Genomic DNA, 7,229 nt, shown 5'->3' with positions numbered 1-7,229 from the left:
CTTTTTCTACTGTGCAGGAGATTTTTGCGTGCACACGCCCATTCCCGTAACGGTCCTCACCGGTTTCCTCGGTGCCGGCAAGACCACGTTGCTCAAGCACATGCTCAAGGCCGAGCACGGGCTGAAGATCGCCGTGATCGAGAACGAGTTCAGCGAGGCTGGCATCGACAGCCAGTTGCTTGGTGACGAGCCGGTACAGGTCATGACCCTGGCCAACGGCTGCGTATGCTGCAGCATCCATGGCGACCTGACCCGCGCCCTGTACCTGCTGCTCGAACGCCTGGACACTGGCGAGATCGCCTTCGACCGCCTGGTGATCGAATGCACCGGCCTGGCCGACCCGGCACCCGTGGCACAGACCTTTTTCATCGATGAAGAACTGCGCGATCGCTACATCCTCGACGGCATCATCACCCTGGTCGATGCTGCCCATGCCGAGGTGCACCTGACCCAGACCATCGCCCAGGCCCAGGTCGGTTTTGCCGATCGTCTGCTGCTGAGCAAGACCGACCTGGTCGAACCGGCTGCAGTGGAGGCCCTGCGCGAGCGCCTGGCGCGGATCAATGGCCGGGCGGCCATCCGTGTAGTCGAGCATGGCCGCATCGACCTCGCCGAGCTGCTTGATGTGCGCGGCTTCAACCTTAACCCGGACCTGGGTGCCAACCTGAAGCCAAGCCTGCGCCCGGTGCTCAAACCGGCCACGCCAGACCGGATTTCCACCCTGGTGTTGCGTACCGAGACCGCCCTGGACATCGACCGCCTCAGCGAATTCATGAACCAATTGCTGGAAGAGCACGGCAAGCAGCTGCTGCGCTACAAAGGCGTGCTGAACATCGCCGGCGAGGAGCGTCGCCTGGTGTTCCAGGGCGTGCTCAAGCTCTACGGCTTCGACTGGGATGCCGAATGGGCGGCAGACGAGCAGCGCGAGAGCGTGATGGTGTTCATCGCCGATGAACTGCCCGAAGCTAAGATTCGGGCTGGGTTCGAGGCGCTGGCTGCGGGCTGAGCTGGCGCGGGGGCTGAGCCTCGAACCACTGCGGCCAGGAGCTGCGGTGGCGTGTCTCGACCTCGATGCACGGGATCAGTCGCTCAGTGAGCACGGCGGTTTGCCGCACGGCCTTGGCGGTGCGGTACTTGACGCTGTGGATGCACTCACGGTCGCCAAACTCGCAGCGGTTCAGCGCCGTGCCACCGCAAGGGCCGTTGGCCAGGCCCTTGGGGCAGGTTTCCGGGCAGGTGTAGAGGGTGTCTTCCAGGCGGCAGCGGCCGCAGGTGTCGCAGCCAATCAACGGGCGTTTGACCGCCCGTTCCAGCCCGTGCAACACCCGGGCCCCACGCTTGGTTGCCCACAGTGGCTGGCGCACGGCCCAGCCGAACGCCTTGCTGAGCCAGTGGCTGCGGCTGAACAGCAGCGAATGGGCACTGTGCAACAGGTGATAACGGACTTTCTCCTTGCCTGAGGCGCTGACGGTCGATTCACCTTGGCGCCAGTTGCCCTGTGGCGGATGGAACGCCACGATGGGCAGGCCTGGCATCTGCCAGCTGTCGGCCCAGGCGGGCGCCCAGTGCTCCAGCGAATGGATCTGCGCTTGCCAGTGTTCCAGGCGCTCTTCCAGTGCCAGCAGCTGTTTGAGTTCGTGAATCCCCGACAGGTGCACGCCTGCATACCCCATCAGCTTCACACCGATAATCTGCAAGGCAAGGCGGTCGACGCTGCGCGCCTGGGCGAAAGCCTTGGACACCTTGCTTTCGGCTTCAAGCAGGTCGCGCATCGAAGGCGAGACGGTTACCCCCGCCACATGCTCGAGCATCGTCGCGCGGCCGTGGGTCAGGCTCATCAGGCAGGCCAGCATCGGTTTGGGCGAGGCCTGGCGCTGCATCCAGTGGATGGCTTCCTGGTGCTTGCTGGCATCGAAGCCCAGTTGCAGGGTGAGGAAGTCGGCGCCGGCGGCGAGCTTTTTCTCCGCCTTGAAGTACTGTGCGCCGCCTTCTTCCTCGTGGTACTTGAACGGGTTCAGTGCCGCCCCGAGCAGCCAGTTCGGGCACGCCTGGCGCGCAATCAGCAGGGCCGCGACCGACTCCAGATAGCGCACCGGGCGTTCACCGGGTTGGTGCCCGGGCAGGCGGTCGCCCGTGAGTAACAGCAACTGATCGAGGCCAGCGGCGTCCATGCGCTGCAGCTGAGCCAACAGATGATGGCGTTCGCGGTCCTTGCCCGAAAAGTGCGGCAAGGCGGGGAGCGGGGTGTTGAAGGAGGCGAGGGCGTCCAGCGGTGACATGTCCAGCGGGCTGCCCACGCGGTCGCCGATGGCGACGGTCATCGGCCAGCCACACAACTGCCCGCGGGCCATGATCGCCTCCATCGCGGCGAAGCGTTCCGCCGAGGGCTTGGGCACGAATTCCATTACGCAGACGAAGTGTTTTTCGCGCAGCGCGGCTTTCAGCAGGCTCATGGCTTGAGGGCACCTGGAGTTTTCAGGTTGGCATTGTGCGGCAGTTTGTCGGTCGGGCCATGTCTGAATACGTAGGCTGCTGCTCTGAACAAGACATTCAGGTTGGTCGGCATCATGAGTATTTCTTGAGTTCATCTCAAATTTTATGAGTTTGTCTCAGGCGTGTGCTGACTGGAAAATTCCCTTATTCATTTAGGCACTCTTTTTCGAACTCTGAGGGACAAGACATGGCACTGGCGCACAACCTGGGCTTTCCACGCTTTGGCAGTGACCGCGAGTTGCGTGCCCGCCACTGGCAAGTGCAGAAAGACGCCGGCATCGAGCTGCTGCCAGTCGGCGACTTCGCCTGGTGCGATCAGCCGTTTGCCCAAGGCTGGGAGCAACTGTTCGACGAAGTGACAGAAGCCAAGGCTTTGGGCCATGCAGTCAAACCGGTGGTCATCGGCCCGTTGACCTACCTGTGGCAGGCCAGCCAGGACAGCGCCAACCTCGACGAGCTGGAACACCTGCTGCCGCTGTATGACCAGGGCCTGAACCGCCTGGCTGCCCTGGGGGCGGAATGGGTGCAGATCGATGAGCCGATCCTTTCGCAGGAGCTGCCGCAGGATTGGAAGAACGCTTTTGAACGCGTTTACAACATCCTTCAGCGTGCGCCGCTGAAGAAGCTGATCGCCACTTACTTTGGTGGGCTGGAAGGCAACCTCGGCCTGGCCGTCAACCTGCCGGTCGATGGCCTGCACATCGACCTGGTGCAGGCCCCCGACCAGTACCAGACCCTTCTTGACCGGCTTCCGGCCTACAAGGTGCTGTCACTCGGCCTGGTCGACGCCGGCAACGTCTCGCCTTGCGACCACGAGAAGACCTTGGACCTGCTGCGCGATGCCCACGACCGCCTGGGTGAGCGGCTGTGGGTGGCGACAGACTGTTCGTTGCTGCACAGCCCGGTGGACCAGGCCGTGCAGAAGTGTCAGGAAGTTGCGCTGCTGGCCAGGGCTATCAATGAGGCGGCTGCCACCGAGTTGCGCGCTTCTGCCTGATCAACGTTCGATCGCCAGTGCGACACCCTGGCCACCACCAATGCACAGGGTGGCCAGCCCCTTCTTGGCATCACGCTTGATCATTTCGTGCAGCAAGGTCACCAGCACCCGACACCCCGACGCACCGATCGGATGGCCCAGGGCAATCGCCCCGCCGTTGACGTTGACCTTGCTCGCATCCCACTCCAGCGCCTTGCCCACCGCCAGCGCCTGCGCGGCAAAGGCTTCGTTGGCTTCGATCAGGTCAAGGTCGGCCAGCTGCCAGCCTGCCTTGTCCAGGCAGCGCTGGGTCGCCGACACCGGGCCGATGCCCATGATCGCCGGGTCCACGCCCGCGCTGGCATAACTGGCAATCTTCGCCATTACCGGCAGCCCCAGGGCCTGGGCCTTGCTGGCGCTCATCATCAGCACCGCGGCGGCGCCGTCGTTGAGGCTGGACGCGTTGCCAGCGGTGACGCTGCCGTCCTTCTTGAAGGCCGGGCGCAGCTTGGCCAGCGAATCGGCAGTGGTGTCCGGACGGGGTTGTTCGTCACGGTTGAAGACTTTCGGCTCGCCTTTTTTCTGTGGCATCACGATCGGGGTGATCTCGTCCTTGAAGCGGCCCGCTTCGATCGCTGCCACGGCCTTGCGCTGCGACTCGGCGGCAAAGGCGTCCTGCTGTTCACGGCTGAGGCCGTATTTGTCCACCAGATTCTCGGCGGTGATGCCCATGTGGTAGTCGTTGAAGGCATCCCACAGGCCGTCGCTGATCATGCTGTCGATCAGCTGGCCATGGCCCATGCGCTGGCCGGTGCGGGCGGAGGGCATCACGTAGGGGGCCAGGCTCATGTTCTCCTGGCCACCGGCGATCACCACCTCGGCGTCACCGCAGCGGATGGCCTGGGCCGCCAGGTGCAGGGCCTTCAGGCCCGAACCGCAGACCTTGTTCAGGGTCAGTGCCGGCACGCTGTAGGGCAGGCCGGCCTTGATCGCGGCCTGGCGCGCCGGGTTCTGCCCGGCACCGGCGGTGAGCACCTGGCCGAGGATCACTTCATCGACCTGGGCCGGGTCCAGCCGGGTCTGCTCCAGCAACTGCTTGATCACTGCTGCACCGAGGTCGACGGCCGGCACATTGGCCAGGGCACCCTGGAAGCTGCCGATGGCGGTACGGGTTGCGGCGACGATGACCACGTCGTTCATGTTGTTGTTCTCCGGGCAATGGGCGTAGTGCTGCCAGCATCTGCCGCTTTGGTTGATTTGTTAAGTTTGTTTTTCTTTGTGATTGATGTGAAAAGCCAATCAATGAGGGTGCAGACGAACCGCGGTTTTGCATCCCCCTGATCAGCCCGTAATATGTGTCGGATAACCTGCGGGGGTAGTCTCACCCTCTGATCAAACGGAATCGCCCCTATGGCGATTCCCCGGCATACACTGACGAGGTACAGACATTGGCCATCATTCATCCTAAGGTTCGCGGTTTCATCTGCACCACGACTCACCCGAAGGGCTGCGAGCTCAACGTCCGTGACCAGATCGAAGCCACCCGCAAGCTGGGCGTGCGCGAGGATGGCCCGAAGAAGGTCCTGGTCATCGGCGCTTCCAGCGGCTACGGCCTGGCAGCCCGCATCACCGCGGCCTTCGGCTTCAAGGCCGACACCCTGGGCGTGTTCTTCGAAAAGCCAGGTACCGAGACCAAGGCCGGTACCGCTGGCTGGTACAACGCCGCCGCCTTCGACAAGTTCGCCAAGGCCGAGGGCCTGTACAGCAAGTCGATCAATGGCGACGCCTTCTCCGATGAAGCCCGTGCCAAAGTCATCGAGCTGATCAAGAACGAAATGGGTGGCAAGGTCGACCTGGTCATCTATTCGCTGGCTTCGCCCGTGCGCAAGCTGCCGCACACCGGCGAACTGGTGCGTTCGGCATTGAAGCCGATCGGCCAGCCGTACAAGTCGACTGCCATCGACACCAACAAGGACACCATCATCGAGGCCAGCATCGAGCCGGCCACCGAGCAGGAAATTGCCGACACCGTGACCGTCATGGGCGGCCAGGACTGGCAGCTGTGGATCGACGCCCTGGCCGGCGCTGACGTGCTGGCCGAAGGCGCGCGCACTGTGGCCTTCAGCTACATCGGCACCGAAATCACCTGGCCGATCTACTGGCACGGCGCCTTGGGCCAGGCCAAGCAGGACCTGGACGAAACCGCACTGCGCCTGGACAGGAAGCTGGCCGCTGAAGTGAAGGGCGGCGCCAATGTGGCCGTGCTGAAGTCGGTGGTCACCCAGGCCAGCTCGGCCATCCCGGTGATGCCGCTGTACCTGTCGATGGTGTTCAAGATCATGCAGGAAAAGGGTGTTCACGAAGGCACCCAGGACCAACTGGACCGCATGTTCCGTGATCGCATGTACCGCGCCGATGGCGCCCCGGCCGAGGTCGACGAGAAAGCCCGCCTGCGCCTGGACGACTGGGAACTGCGCGACGACGTACAGGACGCCTGCAAGGCCATGTGGCCACAGGTCACCACCGAGAACCTGTTCGAACTGACCGACTACGCCGGTTACAAGAAGCAGTTCCTCAACCTGTTCGGCTTCGAGCGCGCTGACGTCAACTACGACGAAGACGTGGCGACCGATGTGAAGTTCGACTGCATCGAGCTGTAAACGCTGCAGGCCTGTACCGGCCTCTTCGCGGGCAAGCCCGCTCCCACAGGTTCTCCACTAGCCTCAGGCATGGCGATACTTCTGTGGGAGCGGGCTTGCCCGCGAAAGGGCCGGTACAGCCCAGAAAATTTTTGCTAGTTTTGGCGCACAACAACAGGAAGTGCGCCATGAGCAGCCTCACCCAACCCGCCACCGCCTTTCGCCAGGCCACGGCCGACGGCTATAGCCTCGGCGGCTTCTGCTGGCGTCACGCCCACCCCGACGCCACGCGCCCGCTGGTGATCATCAACGCGGCCACTTCGGTACGCTGCCGCTATTACACGCGTTTTGCCGACTACCTGTTCGCCCAAGGCTGCGATGTACTGACCTACGACTATCGTGGGATCGGCGAATCACGCCCGCATACTCTGCGCGGCTTCCAGGCATCGTGGAGCGATTGGGGCCGGCTGGATTTCGAAGCCATGCTGGCGCATGCCGCCACGCATTTTCCCGGGCAGCCGGTGGACGTGGTGGGCCACAGTTTTGGTGGTTGCGCCGTCGGCCTGGCGCCGTCGGCCGGGCAGGTACGGCGGGTGGTGATGGTCGGTGCGCAGTTCGCCTACTGGCGCGATTACGCTGCCAATCAGCGCTGGCGGCTGTTTGGGAAATGGCATGTGGTGATGCCGTTGCTGACCCGTGCCTTTGGCTATTTTCCCGGCAAACGCCTGGGCTGGCTTGAGGATACGCCCGCCGGCGTGGTGCATGACTGGACCGCTCGCACACCGCGCTACGAACAGCGCCCGAGCGGGCTCGGTCTGGCAGCGTTGCCCTTCGCTCAAGTAAAGGCCGCGACCTTGGCCATCAGCCTGACCGACGATCCGTTTGGCACGGTGGCGGCGACCGAGCGTTTGCTGAGGTATCTGCCTGCGTCGCAGCGGCGGCATTTGCGGATTGCGCCTGTGGATATCTCGGTCGATGAGATTGGCCACTTCGCATTCTTCCATGATCGGTTTCGCGAGAGCCTGTGGCCGATTGCGCTGCATTGGTTGCAGAAGGGCGGGCTGGCAGATGAAGTGCCCGGGATAATGATCTGTTGAAATTCTGGGGCCGCCTTGCGGCCC

Annotated in this window: 6 protein-coding genes; 4 read left to right on the top strand and 2 right to left on the bottom strand. The window is 63.4% G+C overall.

The genetic code is table 11. The features are described 5' to 3' along the window. Positions 1 to 28 precede the first annotated feature (28 nt). Complete coding sequence (yjiA, locus tag APH33_RS22365; protein ID WP_054887230.1) at positions 29 to 1,006, top strand: GTPase; 978 nt, start codon at positions 29 to 31, stop codon at positions 1,004 to 1,006. Here the strand turns inward: yjiA and APH33_RS22360 are convergent. Further along, positions 966 to 2,453 carry a methylenetetrahydrofolate reductase C-terminal domain-containing protein gene (locus APH33_RS22360; RefSeq protein ID WP_054887229.1) on the bottom strand — a complete coding sequence of 496 codons (1,488 nt, stop codon included), beginning with the start codon at positions 2,451 to 2,453 and terminating at the stop codon, positions 966 to 968. The genes yjiA and APH33_RS22360 overlap by 41 nt on opposite strands. A 227-nt stretch (positions 2,454 to 2,680) precedes the next feature. On the opposite strand from APH33_RS22360, the gene APH33_RS22355 reads away from it, so the two are divergent. After that, positions 2,681 to 3,490, top strand: coding sequence for a 5-methyltetrahydropteroyltriglutamate--homocysteine methyltransferase (locus APH33_RS22355; RefSeq protein WP_054887228.1), 810 nt, complete (start codon positions 2,681 to 2,683; stop codon positions 3,488 to 3,490). On the opposite strand, the gene APH33_RS22350 is transcribed toward APH33_RS22355, so the two are convergent. Further along, on the bottom strand, positions 3,491 to 4,669 hold the full coding sequence (locus APH33_RS22350) for an acetyl-CoA C-acetyltransferase (RefSeq protein WP_054887227.1): 1,179 nt from the start codon (positions 4,667 to 4,669) through the stop codon (positions 3,491 to 3,493). It abuts the gene before it with no gap. 248 nt (positions 4,670 to 4,917) lie between these two features. Between APH33_RS22350 and fabV the strand changes: the two genes are divergently transcribed. After that, positions 4,918 to 6,129 carry an enoyl-ACP reductase FabV gene (gene fabV / locus APH33_RS22345; protein ID WP_054887226.1) on the top strand — a complete coding sequence of 404 codons (1,212 nt, stop codon included), beginning with the start codon at positions 4,918 to 4,920 and terminating at the stop codon, positions 6,127 to 6,129. A gap of 167 nt (positions 6,130 to 6,296) precedes the next feature. Further along, positions 6,297 to 7,205, top strand: a complete 909-nt coding sequence (locus tag APH33_RS22340) for an alpha/beta fold hydrolase (RefSeq protein WP_054887225.1) — start codon at positions 6,297 to 6,299, stop codon at positions 7,203 to 7,205. Positions 7,206 to 7,229: the final 24 nt, after the last annotated feature.

The sequence above is a fragment of the Pseudomonas sp. NBRC 111130 genome, from assembly GCF_001320485.1.
Taxonomy (GTDB): Bacteria; Pseudomonadota; Gammaproteobacteria; order Pseudomonadales; family Pseudomonadaceae; genus Aquipseudomonas; species Aquipseudomonas vlassakiae.
This window is presented reverse-complemented; position numbering and strand designations above follow the sequence as displayed.

Excerpts from the sequence above, each read along its gene's own strand:
- APH33_RS22360 (WP_054887229.1), bottom strand. The coding sequence starts at position 2,453 with ATGAGCCTGCTGAAAGCCGCGCTGCGCGAAAAACACTTCGTCTGCGTA.
- APH33_RS22355 (WP_054887228.1), top strand. The coding sequence starts at position 2,681 with ATGGCACTGGCGCACAACCTGGGCTTTCCACGCTTTGGCAGTGACCGC.
- APH33_RS22350 (WP_054887227.1), bottom strand. The coding sequence starts at position 4,669 with ATGAACGACGTGGTCATCGTCGCCGCAACCCGTACCGCCATCGGCAGC.
- APH33_RS22340 (WP_054887225.1), top strand. The coding sequence starts at position 6,297 with ATGAGCAGCCTCACCCAACCCGCCACCGCCTTTCGCCAGGCCACGGCC.